This window comes from Aegicerativicinus sediminis (genome assembly GCF_015476115.1).
GTDB lineage: Bacteria > Bacteroidota > Bacteroidia > Flavobacteriales > Flavobacteriaceae > Aegicerativicinus > Aegicerativicinus sediminis.
Genome location: NZ_CP064295.1, coordinates 2236760 through 2253405, shown reverse-complemented (window position 1 = coordinate 2253405; position 16646 = coordinate 2236760). Strand labels below are relative to the sequence as shown.

At 35.5% G+C, this 16646-nt stretch carries 15 protein-coding genes and 1 pseudogene; 15 read left to right on the top strand and 1 reads right to left on the bottom strand.

Annotation, left to right across the window (positions count from 1 at the left end; genetic code table 11):
* Nucleotides 1-9 precede the first annotated feature (9 nt).
* The 10 genes and pseudogenes from ISU00_RS09695 (at nucleotide 10) to ISU00_RS09650 (ending at nucleotide 11654) form a co-directional block, all read left to right on the top strand.
* Nucleotides 10-2463 carry a TonB-dependent receptor gene (locus ISU00_RS09695; RefSeq protein WP_228850460.1) on the top strand — a complete coding sequence of 818 codons (2454 nt, stop codon included), beginning with the start codon at nucleotides 10-12 and terminating at the stop codon, nucleotides 2461-2463.
* A gap of 33 nt (nucleotides 2464-2496) precedes the next feature.
* A complete protein-coding gene (locus tag ISU00_RS09690; RefSeq protein ID WP_228850459.1) occupies nucleotides 2497-3483 on the top strand; it encodes a 3-oxoacyl-ACP synthase III family protein in 987 nt (328 codons plus the stop codon).
* 8 nt (nucleotides 3484-3491) lie between these two features.
* Nucleotides 3492-4988, top strand: a complete 1497-nt coding sequence (menE, locus tag ISU00_RS09685) for an o-succinylbenzoate--CoA ligase (RefSeq protein ID WP_228850458.1) — start codon at nucleotides 3492-3494, stop codon at nucleotides 4986-4988.
* A 261-nt stretch (nucleotides 4989-5249) separates the two neighbouring features.
* Nucleotides 5250-6050 carry a DUF6090 family protein gene (locus ISU00_RS09680; RefSeq protein ID WP_228850457.1) on the top strand — a complete coding sequence of 267 codons (801 nt, stop codon included), beginning with the start codon at nucleotides 5250-5252 and terminating at the stop codon, nucleotides 6048-6050.
* Between the two features lie 84 nt (nucleotides 6051-6134).
* On the top strand, nucleotides 6135-7532 hold the full coding sequence (locus ISU00_RS09675; protein ID WP_228850456.1) for a TIGR00366 family protein: 1398 nt from the start codon (nucleotides 6135-6137) through the stop codon (nucleotides 7530-7532).
* A gap of 87 nt (nucleotides 7533-7619) precedes the next feature.
* Nucleotides 7620-8369: a DUF6090 family protein gene (locus ISU00_RS09670; protein ID WP_228850455.1), complete on the top strand. Its 750-nt coding sequence runs from the start codon at nucleotides 7620-7622 to the stop codon at nucleotides 8367-8369.
* Between the two features lie 24 nt (nucleotides 8370-8393).
* On the top strand, nucleotides 8394-9173 hold the full coding sequence (locus ISU00_RS09665) for a DUF6090 family protein (protein WP_228850454.1): 780 nt from the start codon (nucleotides 8394-8396) through the stop codon (nucleotides 9171-9173).
* A gap of 144 nt (nucleotides 9174-9317) precedes the next feature.
* Nucleotides 9318-10385 (top strand): annotated as a pseudogene (locus ISU00_RS09660) (DUF3500 domain-containing protein).
* A 49-nt stretch (nucleotides 10386-10434) separates the two neighbouring features.
* Nucleotides 10435-11067 carry a hypothetical protein gene (locus tag ISU00_RS09655; protein WP_228850453.1) on the top strand — a complete coding sequence of 211 codons (633 nt, stop codon included), beginning with the start codon at nucleotides 10435-10437 and terminating at the stop codon, nucleotides 11065-11067.
* A 23-nt stretch (nucleotides 11068-11090) separates the two neighbouring features.
* The gene (locus ISU00_RS09650) at nucleotides 11091-11654 is read left to right on the top strand and encodes a DUF4256 domain-containing protein (protein ID WP_228850452.1); all 564 of its coding nucleotides are present in this window, start codon (nucleotides 11091-11093) and stop codon (nucleotides 11652-11654) included.
* Nucleotides 11655-11672: 18 nt separating this feature from the next.
* Here the strand turns inward: ISU00_RS09650 and ISU00_RS09645 are convergent, their stop codons facing one another.
* The gene (locus ISU00_RS09645; RefSeq protein WP_228850451.1) at nucleotides 11673-12773 is read right to left on the bottom strand and encodes an acyltransferase family protein; all 1101 of its coding nucleotides are present in this window, start codon (nucleotides 12771-12773) and stop codon (nucleotides 11673-11675) included.
* Between the two features lie 133 nt (nucleotides 12774-12906).
* Between ISU00_RS09645 and ISU00_RS09640 the strand changes: the two genes are divergently transcribed.
* The 5 genes from ISU00_RS09640 to bla all read left to right on the top strand — a co-directional run bounded on the left by ISU00_RS09640 (nucleotide 12907) and on the right by bla (nucleotide 16576).
* Nucleotides 12907-13377: a GNAT family N-acetyltransferase gene (locus ISU00_RS09640; RefSeq protein WP_228850450.1), complete on the top strand. Its 471-nt coding sequence runs from the start codon at nucleotides 12907-12909 to the stop codon at nucleotides 13375-13377.
* A 53-nt stretch (nucleotides 13378-13430) separates the two neighbouring features.
* Nucleotides 13431-13685, top strand: a complete 255-nt coding sequence (locus ISU00_RS09635) for an autorepressor SdpR family transcription factor (protein WP_228850449.1) — start codon at nucleotides 13431-13433, stop codon at nucleotides 13683-13685.
* Nucleotides 13686-13689: 4 nt separating this feature from the next.
* Nucleotides 13690-14343: an SdpI family protein gene (locus ISU00_RS09630; RefSeq protein WP_228850448.1), complete on the top strand. Its 654-nt coding sequence runs from the start codon at nucleotides 13690-13692 to the stop codon at nucleotides 14341-14343.
* A 9-nt stretch (nucleotides 14344-14352) separates the two neighbouring features.
* The gene (locus ISU00_RS09625; protein ID WP_228850447.1) at nucleotides 14353-15678 is read left to right on the top strand and encodes an alpha-L-fucosidase; all 1326 of its coding nucleotides are present in this window, start codon (nucleotides 14353-14355) and stop codon (nucleotides 15676-15678) included.
* Nucleotides 15679-15742: 64 nt separating this feature from the next.
* On the top strand, nucleotides 15743-16576 hold the full coding sequence (bla, locus tag ISU00_RS09620; protein ID WP_228850446.1) for a subclass B1 metallo-beta-lactamase: 834 nt from the start codon (nucleotides 15743-15745) through the stop codon (nucleotides 16574-16576).
* Nucleotides 16577-16646: the final 70 nt, after the last annotated feature.

The following is a 16646-nucleotide window of genomic DNA, read 5'->3' as shown; positions in this document are numbered from 1 at the left end:
ACATTAACTATGAAATTTTTAATTACGTCAATTTTTATTTTCTTGGGCTTTATTGTCAAGGCTCAGGATAGCTACCTTACAGGAAAAGTCACAGACAATGAAGGTGCAGCACTGTCAGGTGCCACCGTCTATGTATTAGACGGAAAAACGGGAACGACTACAGATTTGGACGGCAACTATCGACTAGATTTGGAACAAGGCACTTACACCCTAGAGGTATCTTATGTAGGGTATGAAGTGAATTCTCAACAGATTACAATCTCAGCGGGGGAAAATGTTCTTAACGTAACTTTAAACCCTGGTGTTTCTTTAGGTGAAGTTTTAATTGTATCCGGTTCTAAAAAGGCAGAAAAAATCACAGAATCACCTTCTACTGTTGTGGCGATAAGCGCTAAACAAATTGAAGACTATGCCGGAAATCCTGCGGAATTAATTTCTAGGCAAAAAGGTATAGATTATTTCAGGGCAGGTATTGCAACTCCAGCCTTCAACATTAGAGGTTTCAATTCCAATTTTAACTCAAAAAATCTTCAAGTGGTGGATGATCGTTTGTCTACATTAATTGCGACTGGACTTCCAATGGGACCATTGACCACCACTATTAAAGAAGACACCGAACAAATTGAAGTCATCTTGGGGCCTAATGCAACTCTATATGGCCCTAATGCCCATAACGGTTTAATTAATACTATCACCAAAGATCCAAGAAAATATGAAGGAACTACAATTGCTGCTAACGCTGGGGTTAATAGCGACGGTAATGGATACTATTCAGGACGTCTACGATTTGCTAAAAAATTAAGTGATAAATGGGCCGTAAAAGCTACTGGTGAATACACCAAGGCCACGGAATATAAATATGCAGATTCTGTTTACATCGATAGAAAAGATGCAAATGGAAACCCTGGAGTTGACGGAGTAAAGGAAGCCTATGAAGAATTTGAATTAGACAATGACGTACGTTTCTTAAAAACAGAATTAAGTGCATACTTCTCACCTAAAAAAGGCACAGATATTATAGCGACTTATGGTCATAGCAACAGCACGTATTTGGCTCCTACTAATGTTGGTAGAAATCAGATTGTGGATTGGAGAATTAGTTTTATGCAATTGCGCTACAAGACTAAAAATTTCTTTGCTCAAGCCTATTATACTACTAGTAAAACAGATGACACCTATGCTATTGACGAGAGAACTAAGCAGTATTATCGTGGAATAGATGCAGGTCTGAGTCACGAAGAGGCTTCCGGAGACTTTTCTTATGCTAGTGGCGCTAAGTTTATAGACGATTCCCGTCGTTGGAATGCGGAGGCACAGTATTACAACACCTTCGGAAAACTAGATTTAGTTGCTGGAGTACAGTGGCAGTTAGATAAGGCTAATAGCCAAGGCACCTATCTATTAGATGAAGATGAGGATGATTTTATCAATTTGAGCCAAATAGGCGGATATGCACATTTAACTTATGATTTAGGTGGCGGATTTGAAATTCTTGGTGCGGCCAGGATAGATAATCATGAAATCTACGGAACCAACTTTATCCCAAAATTCGGCATAATGAAAGAAGTAAATTCTGGTGCTTTCAGACTTACTTATGGGCAAGGGATTGCGGCTCCAACAATTCTAAATCTATATGGAAATCTCTTTTCTGGTTTAATACTCGGAAACTCAGATGGCTTTACTTTAACAGATGGCTCTAAGGTAGAATCCCAAAACGTTGAAAAGGTAAATTCTTTTGAAGTCGGATATAGAGGCAATCTATCCAAAAAGCTATATACAGACATCAATGCATATTATAACATCAATAAAGATTTCTTAAGCCCGGTAACGGTTGTCGGGGTCGCCACACAGAGAGGAGATACCCCAATGTCTGAGGTACAGGACGGATATGCATTCTACAATGGTTTAGTTGCTACATATATCAATTTTGGAGAGGTGCATACTTATGGCGCTGACCTTAGCTTCACCTACAACTTTTCACCTAAGGTGAGTATGAACTTTAACTACTCATACTTTGATTATTCTTTTGACGAAGATGACGAAAACAACGACTTCAACAACGATGGTGAGGTCAACTTTTTAGACTTCCTTGTAAACGCACCTAAGAATAAATTTGGTTTAGGATTAAATTATAACGGCGGCAAGTTCTTTGGCTCTGTATTTAGTAGATGGGTTGAAGAATACAACTACTTCTCAAGTTTTCAAATTGCCTCTGAGACACTTCCTGGTTATAGCTATAGAGGATTACCAATTATAGAAAATGCCCCAAGTGGTGATTCTTATAACTATGGACCTTTAGGAGGATTTCTAACCTTTGATTTGAATTTCGGTTATCATGTTAGTGATACGTTAACCTTATCATTCGCAGCCGTTAATTTATTTAATACCGAAATGCGTGAATTTACTGCAGCGCCTCCAACAGGCGGTCTTTATACCATTCAAGCAACAATTCAATTGGACTAATAAATTCTAATAAACAAGTTAAGAAACGATAGCATGACAAATGCAAAAATAATATCCTCGGGGATGCATGTCCCCGAGAATATCCTACCCAACTCCTATTTCAATGAATTATTGGGCGAGGATGTTGATACATGGCTCAGGGAGAATGTTCATATTTACAATAGAAGATGGTGCAGTGAACATGAGTCAACTGCTGATCTATGTGAAGGTGCCGCCAAAATGGCTTTGAAAAATGCAGGCTTGAAAGCAACTGATATCAACCTATTAATTGTTGCCACCGATACCCCAGAATACATTTCACCTTCGACCTCTTCTGTACTTCAGCATCGATTAGGTTTAACAAATGCTGGTACTTTCGATTTGAATTCAGCCTGTGCAGGATTTGTTACTGCCACAGAAACGGCAGCACATTTTATAAGAAGTGGGGGGATAAAAAATGCACTTGTAATTGGGGCATATGCCATGAGTAAATACTTAGACAAAACCGACAAAAAAACGGTTACTTTATTCGCAGATGGTGCAGGAGCAGTTATCCTTACAGCGACAGAAGAGAAAAACTCCGGGTACCAAACCGGTAAATTTATTACCAAAGGAGAATATGCCGGTTGGATGGGAATTTATGCTGGCGGAACCCATCAACCTGTAAATGAAAAAGTATTGAAAAACAAGGATCATAAATTAAAGTTTGTTAAAAAATTTCCGCCTGAATTGAATCCTCAAATATGGAGTAGTCTAGCGATGGATTTGGCAAAAAAAATGAATATTAATCCCGTTGAAGTTGACCATTATTTTATGACCCAAATAAATATTAATGCCATTTGGGAAGCACTAGATATTTTAGGAGTCGAAAAAAATAAGGCCCACACTGTTATGCACGATTATGGGTATACAGGGTCAGCTTGCATACCAATGGCGTTTCATGACGCTTGGGAAAAAGGTAAGATTAAAGAAGGAGACACAGCATTCTTTATTGGATCCGGCGGAGGATTAGCATTTGCTGCCAATGCCTTTAAATTGTAAATTTAGACATGTCGCTAAATACATTTGATTGGTTTAAAAAATGGAACGGCTATACACCGGATAAGATCGCGGTAAAGGATATAGAATCCGGCCAAAGTCTTACATACCGAGAAATCCATTATGCAGGATCGGCTTTGGCAATCCATCTTAAAACTAAATTGAATCTAAAAAAAGGAGACAGAATTGGTATTCTTTCTGAAAACAACTTAGCCCAAGTAATCCTTTTTGCCGCTGCCCAAAAGGCAGGATTCATATTAGTACCAATAAATTTTAGGTTAGCACCAAAAGAGGTCGATTTTATATTGAGCAATGCTGAATGCTCTTTAGTTTATTTTCAAAATGATAGCTACGACACAAACCTCCTTAATACAAATAATAAATTTGAAAACATTGAGACCCTATATGATTATTTAGGGTCTCAATTAGAATTCAATCAAGAGGTTATCTCTGAAAATGACCCAATTTTTATTCTATACACAAGTGGTACAACAGGCTTCCCAAAGGGAACGATATACACACATAAAATGCTTTTTTGGAATAGCATCAATACCTCTTTAAGCCTTACAATTACATCAGAAACTACAACTTTAAATTGCATGCCTTTGTTTCATACAGGCGGATGGAATGTTCTTTTAACACCCGTTTTGCACCATGGTGGGACTATAATAATGCTCAAAAAATTTGAACCAGAAAAGGTCCTAAATTGTATCTATGAGGGAGAACTAAGTCTTTTCATGGGGGTTCCAACCATGTTGAAAATGATCGCTGAACTCAAACAGTTCGGAACAACCGATTTGAGTTGCTTAAAGTATATCATTGTGGGTGGTGAAAGCATGCCAATTAATCTAATAAAAATGTACCACCAAAAGGGCGTTCCAATTCGTCAAGGTTATGGAATGACCGAAGTTGGACCCAATCTCACATCCCTACATCAAAAGGATGCCATTAGAAAGCAGGGTTCTATTGGAAGGCCAAATTATTATGTAAGGGTAAAGGTCGTTGATGACAATGGAGAAGAAATAGGAGCCAATGAGGCTGGAGAATTATTAATTTCTGGTCCAATGGTTTCCCCAGGATATTGGAAAAATGAGGAGGCTACAACCTCATCAATGGACGGCGAATGGTTCAGGACTGGAGATGTAGCCAAAATGGATGAGGAGGGATATCTTTTCATTGTAGATCGCAAAAAAAACATGTTTATCAGCGGAGGCGAAAATGTATACCCCGTAGAAATTGAACGGGTTTTACGAGGACATCCCAAAGTTATTGAAGCAGTCGTAATTGGCACACCTCATGAAAAATGGGGAGAGTGTGGAGTAGCATTTTTAAAACTTTCTTCAGATTTAGAACCAGAAGAAATGAATGAATATTGCAAAACTAGGTTGGCGAAATTTAAAACCCCATCTAAATTTCTGTCCATAGATGACATTCCTAAAAGTGATACTGGGAAAATTGATCGTAAAAAATTAAAGGACGATTATTTAAACCTTAAAACTTCAGTTTAATAATCAATATTTTCGCTAACCTTCAAAAATAAAATGATTGAATTCAGGAGAAATAACATTTTCTAATTAATCCAGGAATGTATTTCTATGGAACAACCCGTTTTCAGATTTTAATTTTTCATTTCAATAAAAAACTTATCTTTAATCAATCACCTATAAATTAGGTGAATTTTCTCCCTGAATTTAGTATTAGCATTTGCCCTTTCAAAATTGGACTTTCCTACAACTATAATTTAATGTTATGGAAAAACCAACTAACCAATGATAAATTTTCTTCGATCGAATAGGGCTCGCCTATTCTTTAGCAGCAAAATATCCAAATATCTGTTATATGCTATCGGAGAAATTATATTAGTAGTCATAGGTATTCTAATTGCCCTTCAAGTAAATAACTGGAATGAGCGTGAAAAGGAATTGAAACTTGAACACAACATTCTACTTAACCTTAAAACCGAGTTACAAGACAACTTAAATGCCCTACAATTAAGCATTACTAAACGAAATCAGCAGTTGGGGGCAACCAACCTTCTACTCAATTCAATTAGAAATTCTTCAGGGAAAAATGATACTGTAAAACTTGACAGCTTAATTGGCCTAAGCCGTTACCTTCCCAATTTTGAAGCTCGTTCTGGAGTTATTGAGGAAATCATAAATTCTGGCAAACTAAACTTATTGGAAAATGAGGAATTGAGAAAAATCTTATCCAATTGGTCAGGAGACCTAGAGGACCTCAGAAGAAAAGAGGACGGCCTCCAAGATATAATCCTACTTCAGTACAACCCTTACTTGGCAAAGAATTACACACTAAGAAATTCCGATGATTTTATTGTACAAGAGCTTTGGAAAAATAATCCCAATCTCAATAAAAACTGGCGACCGTCGGACTATTCCATTGATTCAAATGTCACACCAGAAAAAGTTCGATCCGATCCTGAATTTGAAAGCCTCATCTCACTAATTAATCTCTGGGCGATAAGCAGTCAAATTACCTCTGAAGAAATTAAAACAAAAATGAACCATACATTGGAAATTATTGAAAACGAATTAAAGACTGATGAATGATATTTCTTTTGCATCATTGGGTTTAAAAAAGTGTATCTCAATTTATTTATTACAAAATTGATCACCCTTAAATAAAAGTATTCTATGATTGGAAAACTCGGAAATAGACTAACCCAAATCTTCCTGAAATACATGCCAAATGCCTTTGTATTTGCCTTGGCTTTAACCCTTTTAACCGTTTTAATTGCCCTGATTTGGTTAGGCTCTTCACCCCTGAATATCGTAACATCATGGTATAAGGGTTTCTTTGATCTTCTAGACTTCGCAATGCAAATTGTCCTTATTATAATAACAGGATTCTGCATTGCACTCTCTCCTATTGTAAGAAAAGCAATTGATAAACTCACCCTAATTATTAAATCGCCTGGACAGGTTTATGTTTTGGTTGTTTTTATAGGAGGAATATTAACCCTTGTGAGCTTTGGCTGGATTGTAATCACTAGTGTTTTTGCAAGGGAATTAGCCAAGCGCGTTAAAGGTATCAACTATCCATTTTTGATAGCGTGCACCTATTTTTCAGGGAACGTTTGGGTCATGGGATTTTCAAGCACCATTCCATTGATGCTCAACACTAATAATAATTTTTTAATGGATGCAGGTGTTTTAGGAGAAATCATTCCCACAAATTTTACTCTACAATCATCGCTAAATATGGCTTTTTTAGTAATAATGCTTATTGGAGGACCACTAGTTATGTTTTTATTAAAACCGAAATCTGCCGAAGGCAAAGAACTCACTCAATTAATAACCTCAAGCGACACTTCTGAATCATTAACAATAAAGGAAGAAGCCAAAAGTTTAAAATTACCCTTTCCTACTTGGTCCGATAGATTGAACAATGGCAGTCTAATACAATTATTGGTTTCCCTCATGGGTATAGTCTATATCATCTACCATTTTTATACCAATGGCTTCGATTTGAATTTCAATATTATGATATTCATTTTCTTAATAATAGGCTTAATACTACATAAAACCCCCATGAGATATGTGCTGGCCATGCAGCGATCTAGCAGTAACGTTTCGGGCATTTTATTCCAATATCCTTTTTATGCTGGTATTATGGGTATAATGCTCTATACTGGCTTAGGTGAGCGTCTCGGACAAGTTATGGCATCGCTTGCAACATTAGACACTTATCCATTTTATGCTTATTTAACTGGTGCCATGGTCAATTTTGCAATTCCTTCGGCCGGTGGAGAATTTGCAGTAGTAGGACCAAGTGTTATTAAGGCTGTAACCGAGATGGGCACTGGATTATCAGAAATAGAAATAACCAAAATGATTTCACGCGCTTCCTTGTCCATCGCTTATGGAGAAACCATTACTAATATGCTACAGCCGTTTTATCTATTACTGGTGATGCCTGTAATGGGTAAGGGCGTAAAATTACAGGCAAGGGATATAATGGGCTATTTAATATTGCCCTTCGTAATATTTTTTATAATTCAATCACTTTTAGTTATTTATTGGCCTATGTAGGATTCAATGCAACGCATGCTAATAGATTACTTTTCAATCATTTAAAAAATGTTTTTTACTATTGTAACGGGATAAATACATTTAATTTTGAATAATTTCTTTAGAAATCTTCGTAACCTTCATTTGCAACAAAACAAATTTGCCAAATATATTCTTTACGCTATTGGGGAAATTATTCTAATTATTATCGGAATTCTTGTGGCATTGTATCTAAATAATCTGAATGAAGCTAAACAAACAAAAGCATTAGAAATAAAGCTTTTAAATGAACTTAAGTCTAACCTGCAACATTCAATATTAAACTTTCAGCGTAGCATTAATAGCGAGAAAGACTATTTATCCTATAACGAGATGATTTTAGATTATCTCGACAATAACAAACCATATAACCCAGAGTTAGACAATGCCTTCGGGGTTTACTTCTGGACAATTACATCCAACCCAGTTACCGGCGGATACGATTTTCTGAAATCTAAGGGTATCGATCTAATTACTAATGACAGCCTGCGGAATAAAATAAGTTTCATATTCGAAACAGAATTCTCTATAATTAAAAATGAAAATGAAGTTTGGTCGAACAATTTACAGCAAAATATTTCCTACCCATATCATGTGGAGCATTTCAGAAAATATGTATTTAACAACAATAATTCAATTGAACTGGCAAAACCCTTCGATTATGACGCTTTATTGCGAGATGATAAATTTAAAAGCATCAATACGGAAATAATATCCAATAGGAGATGGAATATCAATAGCTTAACCAATCTTGTAAAAGAAATGGACGATCTAGTTGCTGAAATAGATAAAGAGCTACAATCCGAAAAAAAGAATTAGGTGAAAATTACTATTAAAAATTAAATGATTAAACTGTTTAACAGGATCCGGGAAAAGTCTGTATCAAAAGGTCAATTTGGTAAGTATTTGGTTTATGCAATTGGGGAAATCTTTTTGGTGGTAATTGGAATTTTAATTGCACTTCAAGTTAACAATTGGAATGAAAATCAAAAAGAATTTCAACGTAGCATTAAACTACTTCAAAATTTAAAGGAGGAACTTTTCCAAGACAGTATGTATTTTAATAATGTTTATACCGCAGAGAAAGATCTATTCCTGCAAGCCTCAGAAGAATTATTTCGAATACATAATCCCGACTATATTTTACAGCCTGGGGATTCTACCGTTAAATTAGCCTTCAGATATGCGTGCTTTACGCCAGTGATAAAATATTCAGACAATGCCTACAAAGAATTGATGTCATCAGACTTAATTAATCAGATTTCTTCAGAAAGACTTAAACATAATTTACATGAATATTACGGACAGGTTAAATTTTTAAATAGTTACTCTGAACAAAGTTTCCAACTAAGCAATAGTTTGATAATGGAATTAGCTGAATATTATGAAGTTATACCAGGAAAAAATCCTAATTCAAGATCTATTTCAGAGTTTTCTGGAGCTGCTGAAGATGAATTTTCAACCATTTACGATTTGGAGTCTTTTAGAGAAAATCGCAGTCTAAATCCCAAATTATATGATATGATTGATATACATAAGGATAGGCTTGGAGGCTTAGAAATTGTCAAAAAATTGGCTAGATTAATTCAAACTGACATAGATAAAGAATTAAGGACAAATTAACACATTTTCGGACCAAGTCCTACTAGGAAATAAAATATGGACAACAAGGGCATTTTTCCTTATTTTTAGAACTACAGAAATAATCGCTCTAATATTTCTGTATCACCTTCCCCAAAAACTAAAATCAATCTTAAATTATTAATCATGAAAAGAATAATGATACTTTCTATTGCGTTGTTGGTTATTGGGAATATTGTTCACGGCCAGTCTGCAAAATTATTATCAAATGCCGCCCAAGATTTTTTAAACACCTTAAGCACAGATGAGTTAAAAATAACTACGTATCAATTGGAGGACACTCTAAGGACAAACTGGACCAACCTTCCGGTGGGTATGGCTGAAAGGCCAGGAATAAGATATGGGGATCTTTCCGAAAAAAGCAAAATTCAATTTCAAGAAATACTTACCACAATTTTTAGTTCTCAAGGCTATTTAAAAACCAATAACATAATGCATTTGGATGATTATATCATTCGCATTTATGAAATAGCAATAGAAAACAAATTGATGGAACCTGAAACCATGAAAGAACTTCAGGCCTTAAATTGGGGACATGGAAATTACTATGTTTCAATTTATGGAAATCCTGGAGAACAAAGTAATTGGGGGTTAAAATTTGAAGGACATCACTTATCTATTAACCTCACTATAATAGATGGTAACATAAGTATCACACCTCTCTTTTTAGGGTCTGATCCAGCACTGGTTCGGACAACCCAATTTGCGGGCATTAGGGCTCTAAGCAAAGAAGAAGATTATGGTATAGAATTAATTAACCTTTTGAACGAACAACAAAAAAGTATAGCCATAATAAGTGATGAGTTCCCGATGGATATTATCACCTCCCCTGAGGGACCTCAAAGACTAACCGAATATCAAGGAATTAAAGGGGAGGCCCTAAACGAGAAACAAAAATCTCAATTAAAGCACCTGATTAATGAATAGATTAAAAATTTTGAAAGAGACAGAGCGGAAGTTTATCTGAAAAAATTAGAAGATAATGGAGTTGAGGATATCTATTTTGGATGGATCGGTGGACTAGCAAGAGAGACGAACCATTATTATGTTATTAACGGACCGGATTTTCTTATTGAATATGATAACGCAGGTTGGATTTATAAAGGAGACCATATTCATACCATATTCAGGGATAAAACAAATGATTTTGGGGAAGACCTCTTAAAACAACATTACCACAAGGAAAAACATTAAAATTTATTGGTCACCTTCCTTTTACTAACTAAACCGAAATCATAAGAAATTGGAAAAAGCTTACAAAAATCTTGGATACATATTCTTGTTATTGATTCCAATGGCAATCTTGGCATTTTATAAGTCCTATCTTGTTAAAAGTCCTTTAAACAATGATCGCATAGACGGTTATATACATTTTCATGCAGTTGTCGCGGCGATGTGGGTCATCCTTCTTATTTCGCAGCCTTTATTACTTCGTTATAAACAATTTAAGGCACACCGCCTCCTTGGAAAAATATCTTATCTGATATTTGGTTTATTGGTACTTTCCTTCTTGCCATTAATCCAACGAACCTATTCTGATTTTGCTTCGTCCATTAACCCCATAATGGACCTATTGTTGTTACTTATTTTTTACCCTTTAGCAATTAAAAACAAAAAGAAGGTTACCGTACACATGCGATATATGATTGCAGTTACTCTAATATTTATTGGACCTACGGTGGCAAGAATCTTATCACATTATACTTCTGTTGGCAATTATTGGGGACCACTTATTACATGGGGATGTATTCCACTTATTTTATCAGGATTAATAATTTGGGATAAGAAGAATGGAAGAAATTATAGACCCTATTTATTGGCTTTGGGAGGTTTTACAATTTATTTTGTTTTGGTATTTATAAATTTAAAGCCATAAAATATCTCACATTTACAGATCTTATGCAACAACCTCAAAATCTAAACCCTGAAAAAAAAATTGAATTCCTTAATGTTTTAAGGAGTCGGTTTGAAAAGAACAAGTCTCGACATGAAGGAATCAATTGGTATGAGATTGAATCTAAACTCGAAAAAAGACCTGAGAAATTAATTATTCTTTGGGGGATGGAAGAAACTGGCGGAGAACCGGATGTTGTATGTTTTAAGGAGAAATTGGAGGGTCCCGTCTTTGTAGATTGTTGTAAAGAAAGCCCAGAAGGAAGAAGAAGTTTATGTTATGACAAAGTGGCCTGGAACTCTCGAAAAAAATTCAAGCCAGAAAATAATGCCGTGGATGTTGCCGCAAAACTGGGCATTGAATTATTGGACGAAAACCAATATTACCAACTACAAGAAATTGGAGAATTCGACACGAAAACGTCTTCTTGGCTCAAAACCCCAGAATCTATTCGAAAATTAGGGGGCGCTATATTTGGCGACTACAGATTTAGTCGGGTTTTTATCTATCACAATGGAGCAGAATCGTACTATGCTGCTAGGGGCTTTAGAGGATTTCTTGTAATATAAATTATTTATACTCCGTCTTTAAACCTTAATATAGATTTTACGCTTATCAAGCAGATAACCAGCCATCCAACACATGATCATAATCCAAAGCGCGAACATTAACGATCCAAATTTTCCACCTAGGTTACCCATAAAAATGTTTCGAGCAATGTAGCCATAAGCGGAAGATTCACCGATCCTAGCATTGAGAAGGATGATAACAATCAAGATTGAAAGTAGATATATGAATAATGGGTTCCTCCCGAATACTTCAAAAAAATAGGTCCAACCTTTGGCTTTTCGCATATCTAAGACATAAACCAACAGACCGATTACAAACAGATCAATACCTGTGGTTAATAACACAAAAGAGCTGGTCCAAAGCTTTTTGTTAATCGGGAAAATTAAATCCCAGGCAAAGGCGAAAAAAATCAACACTGCACCAGCCATCAATAGTTTCGCAATAGTTTCAAAATTCTGACCATTTTTCTGAATAAATTTCCCTGCTAGAAAACCAAAAATAACATTACTAATTGCAGGTAAAGTACTCAACAAGCCTTCCGGATCGAAAGCAATGCCTTCGCCTTTATACATATGATTTGGGCCTATCAACCAACGGTCCAACTTTAATACAGCATTTCCTTCCAAAGATAAATCCCCAAAAACAATTAGTATGATATTATAGGCTATAAGAGACAATGCACTAAACCAAATCACCTGCCTTGTATTGAGATAATGAAGTAAAACCGCGGCAAAGAAATAACAAAGGGCTATGCGTTGCAACACACCAAAAATGCGGGTTTGGTCTAGAGGTTTTAATTCACCATCCCTGAAAAAAGGAAACCAATAGATCAAAAATCCAATTAAAAAGATGATGAAAGTACGTTTCAATATTTTTTTGAAAAAGGCAGCATTGCCAATTGCTTCATACTTCTTCAAACTAAAACTCATTGAATTCCCAACTACAAAAAGAAAGGTCGGGAAAACTAAATCCGTAAGGGTAAATCCATGCCAATCTGCATGTAACAAAGGGGAATAGGCAGTACTCCAAGAACCAGGAGAATTTACAATTATCATAAGGGCTACGTCTAGTCCTCGAAACACATCTAAAGAGAGGTAGCGGTTTTTTAAAGCAGACATATAAGATTGGTTAGTATGACGTTCAATTTACATCAATCTATTATAAAATTTAGGTTCAATTCAATAAAAAAATCATGAATAAAACAGAACTTACAATAGCGTATCTTTAACTTTTAAAGCAATCTTATGCCCTATGGACGAAAAAAAATTAGAGTTCAGAAAAGCCACTATAAAAGACCTAAGTAAAATTGTGGAAATGATCGCGGATGATGCATTAGGTAAAACAAGAGAAATTTTCCAGATACCACTTCCTGAGGATTATTTAACCGCATTTGATCGAATAGATTCTGATGTCAACCAAGAACTGATGATATTAGAAAATGAGGAGGGAGACATTCTGGGAACCTTTCAACTTACTTTTATACCTTATCTCACCTATCAAGGAAGCACTCGAGCTCAAATTGAAGCTGTGAGAGTACACAAAGACCATCGTGGTAAGGGGGTTGGAAAGAACATGTTTTTATGGGCAATTGAACGATCTAAAGAACGAGGCGCACATTTACTTCAATTAACAACAGACAAGCAAAGGCCTGAAGCCATTAAATTTTATGAAAGCTTGGGTTTCAAGGCCTCCCACGAAGGAATGAAGTTCCATTTCATTTAATAATATTTTGAAAATTAGATTAATATTTAGACATTTATCTAAATAACTAATTAATGAATGCGCTCTTCAAGGCACTTAACGATGAAACCCGAAGGCAAATAATTGAGCTATTGAGGGAAAGTGATATGAATGCGGGTGAAATTGCCGATCGTTTTGACATTTCCAAACCCAGTATTTCGCATCATTTAGACATCCTTAAAAGGGCCGATTTAATTACCTCAGAAAAAAAAGGTCAATTTGTAGAGTATTCACTTAACACCACCATTCTTGAAGACCTCATTAATTGGATAATTTCCCTTAAAAACTGATCTGATGAATCCAAAAAAGGAACTTCCGCTTATTGCAATAGTTTTATTACCGATTATTTATTTGGCAACAGTTTGGAACGAATTACCCCAAAAAGTACCTGTTCATTGGAATATAAATGGTGAAATAGACCGATATGGAAGCAAAATGGAAATCTTAGCGGTAACCCTATTTATTCCCATATTTATTTATGGATTATTCTTGGTGATACCAAAGATCGACCCGAAGAATAAAATTGAAAAGATGGGCGGCAAATTTCAATCCTTAAAATTTATTATGGTCACTTTTATGTCCCTATTAGCATTTTATATTGTTTATTCTGTTAAAAATGAAAGTATTTCAAATCCCAATTATATCCTTATTGGGATAGGGGCATTATTTATCATTCTGGGAAACTATTTTAAAACAATCCAATCCAATTATTTTATCGGAATACGTACCCCATGGACCCTAGAAAATGAAAAAGTTTGGAAAGAAACCCATAAACTTGGAGGAAAACTTTGGGTGTTTGGTGGGTTATTGATTGTAATTTCCTGTCTTGTATTAGATAGGAAAGTTAATTTTATTGTCTTTTTTGCAGTTACAGTGACCATAACCCTAATTCCTGTGATTTATTCCTATCTTTTATTTCAAAAAGAAAAAAATTCTTTATCCAATTAAAATCATCACATGAAGAAAGTTATCTTCTTATTGATAAGCTTTATTTGCTACCATGCTCTTTACAGCCAAGAAACTGAATCAGAAAAAAACCAGCGTATGCAATGGTTTGAAGATGCCAAACTTGGCATTTTTATTCATTGGGGTATCTACGCAGTTAATGGGATAGACGAAAGTTGGTCATTTTTTAATGGTTATATTTCCTACGATGATTACATGAAACAGCTCGTTGGGTTTACAGCCGAGAAATATAAACCGAAACAGTGGGCTAAATTATTTGCAGAAAGCGGTGCTAAATATGCCGTACTCACAACCAAGCATCATGATGGAGTGGCTTTGTGGGATACTGATTGTGGAGATTTAAGTATTAAAATGAAAACTCCTGCAAAAGAAGATGTTGTTACTCCCTTTGTAAAAGCCATACAAAATGAAAACCTTAAAGTCGGGCTATATTATTCACTTTTAGATTGGTCACACCCCGATTATCCTAATAAAACTAGAACTGAAAAAAGATATGAAGAAGATTCATTGAAATGGGATCGATTTGTGAATTTCAATTTTTGTCAGTTAGAAGAACTTTCAAAAAAATTTAAACCCGATTTGTTTTGGTTTGACGGGGATTGGGAACAATCCGCAGAGAAATGGCGAGCTAAAGAATTGAGTGAATCCTTACGGAGCTGGAATAGCAAAGTAATCTTAAATAGTCGAATTCAAGGTTATGGTGATTATGCAACTCCAGAGCAAGGTTTACCAATTACAGCACCGAAAAACCGATATTGGGAATTGTGCATGACCATGAACGATAGTTGGGGTTTTCAGGCAAATGACCATAATTATAAAAGCTCCAATCAAGTGATCCGAATGTTGGTAGACTGCATTAGTAAAGGCGGTAATTTGTTATTGGATATAGGACCAAAGGCAGATGGTAATATCCCTGACGAACAAGTTAAAATATTAAAAGATCTTGGCCGTTGGACTAACAAACATGCCGAATCTATTTATGGCAGTCGAGCTGGCATTCCATTAGAACATTATTACGGACCCACTACTTTAAACAAAGAAGGAACCATTCTCTATTTATTTGTTCCTCATAAACCAAATGGCCCACTGATGCTAAAAGGAATTAAAAACAAAATCAACAGAATGTATGTCGTTGGTAACGGAACCAAGCTGAATTGGGATGTTAAGATGAAACAATATTGGAGTTCGGTTCCGGGGATTGTTTATATAGACGTTCCAGAAAAGACCTTGGATGACGAAGTAACGGTTATAGCAGTGCTATTAGATGGAAAAATTGATTTGTATCGAGAGGACGGCCAAGTTATCGAGAGCAACTAAAAAGCCATAAATTCATATCGCTAAAAATAAATCGATACTTTAGCATCATCTCAAAGTAACATCAATGACAAGACATTTAATTACCTGCTGTCTTTTTACCTTTCTATTCATTTTTTCATGCAAAAAGAACACTTCAGAAATTAAACCAGCTCCAACGGTACAGGAAGAAAAGGCTGAAACCTCCCTCCCTTTTGACACTCCTATCCTAGATGAACTTGTCGTTTATCAGTCCAACAATCTGATTATTCAAAAATTGAGCGACCATGTTTATGAGCATATCTCTTTTCTAAATACCTCAGACTATGGCAAAGTGGGATGTAATGGTATGGTTGTAGTAAACGAAAATGAAGCGGTTGTTTTCGATACACCTACCACCGATATAGGTTCTAATGAACTTATCCAGTTTATAAAGGACAGCCTTAAAAGCACACCAAAAGCCATAATCCCAACTCATTTTCACGATGATTGTTTAGCCGGAATCGAAGGATTTATGGAACAAGACATTCCTGCATATGCCAATAATTTAACGGTACACAATTTAAACGCTAAAAATAAATCCTTTAGCAAACCCATTGAAGGCTTGTTAACCGAACTGGAATTAAAGGTAGGGGATCAAAGTGTTTATGCTTCTTTTGTTGGAGAGGGCCACACAAATGATAACATTATAGGATACTATCCGCAGGAAGAAGTAATTTTTGGCGGCTGCCTATTAAAATCGGTCGATTCTGGAAAAGGTTTCTTAGGAGACTCTAATGTTGAAGCCTGGCCAAATAGCATAAAACATTTAAGAAACTCTTATCCCAGCGCAAAAATATTTATTCCCGGGCATGGCCAATATGGAGGATCTGAATTATTAGATTATACCGAACAATTGTTCTCCACTACCGATTCTGAGTAAAAATTAGAGAATATAAAATACTTACACATCACTACATCATCCTGAATTATTGAGGATTAACCTAACATAG